At 46.4% G+C, this 1,566-nt stretch carries 1 protein-coding gene; it reads right to left on the reverse strand.

All coding sequences use genetic code 11. The annotated features are described in order from the left end of the window. Positions 1–1,566: non-ribosomal peptide synthetase (locus CLV42_RS33605; protein WP_146154561.1), on the reverse strand; the 1,566-nt coding region annotated here is incomplete at both ends.

Below are 1,566 nucleotides of genomic sequence, written 5' to 3' on the forward strand. Positions count from 1 at the left end.
CCAGTAACAATGCAAGGGCATGTAATTCGGGGTGAAGGAACAGATCGCGTAACTCCAATCGTACGCCTGTCTGCTCATAAACACGGGATAACACCCTCACGGCTGATAAGGAATGACCTCCCAGGGCAAAGAAATTATCTCCACGATGAATGACAGCTTTCCCTAGTTCTTCTTGCCAGATAACGGCCAGTAACACTTCTTGTTCTCCTTCAGGCAAGGTGGTTTCTCCCACTTCAGGGAATGGTAACCGCTCCCGATCTATCTTACCATTCACCGTACGAGGCAATTGTTCCAAACATACCAGGTGAGCGGGTACCATGTACCAGGGTAACAATGACAACAAATAAGCTCTTAATGATTCAGCACTAACTGTCTGACCACTATAGTAACCTACCAGCTGTAATACGCCTCCTATTTCCACCGGTACTACCACACTGCCTTCTATTCCAATATATCCCAGCAGCACATGCTCTATTTCTCCGGGTTCTATCCGATAACCCCGCAGCTTCAGTTGTGTATCAATACGACCACCAAATACAAGCTCTCCTTCGGCTGTCCACCAGCCCTGATCTCCTGTACGGTATAACATTCCGGTACCATACTCATTGGATATAAACCGCTCCTTGTTTAATGCTTCACGATGCAGATAACCCTTGCTGATACCTGTACCTCCAAGAACGATCTCTCCTCTCACGCCGGCAGGTTGTAAACGCCCCTGCCTATCCATGATATATACAGCACGATTACGGATCGGACGACCCAGTAGTACTGCCTTTGAACGATCTTCTATTTTATGATAAGTGGCACATACCGTACTCTCTGAAGGGCCATAGGTGTTATAGATGTCCAGCGACAACGGCAGCTTATCTATTTGCCCAACCCTTATTTCATCTCCCCCACTGATCAGTGTTCTCAGGCTCGATAAATCATACCCTCCATGATTGATCTCTCCAATTACAAGTGGCGTTGTACTTAATATCGTTACTCTATGACAGCGGATCAACTCGCACATAGCAGACACCGCCTTACCGCCTTCCCGGGCTATCACCAACTCCCCTCCTGCACTTAATATGGGATATAACTCCTCCACCGCTGTATCAAACGATAATGAGGATTGATGCAATACTATATCAGCTCTGTTTACTCCAAAATATTCACTGAAGGTCTCTACATAATCCACCAGCGAAGCATGACTGATGGCGACACCTTTCGGCTGACCTGTAGAGCCTGAAGTATAAATCACATACGCAGTATCATTACTGCTGATCTCCCAATCAGGATAACTATCAGCATACCCTGACAAATCGGCTGACAGTAGTTCCTGGCGACAATTCAACTCAGGTACTATACTATCACATAACAACAACGCAGCACCACTGTCTTCCAGCATATAACGAATGCGTTCTACAGGATAATCAGTATCAATAGGCAAATAAGCTGCCCCCGACTTCAATATACCCAGCAATGCTATGACTGTGGTTGTTGAACGACCAGACAGTAAGCCTACTACACTGCCTGCTCCTACACCACATTCCAAACGCAGGTAATGTGCTAAACGATTGGAGG

The organism is Chitinophaga ginsengisoli (genome assembly GCF_003014595.1).
GTDB lineage: Bacteria > Bacteroidota > Bacteroidia > Chitinophagales > Chitinophagaceae > Chitinophaga > Chitinophaga ginsengisoli.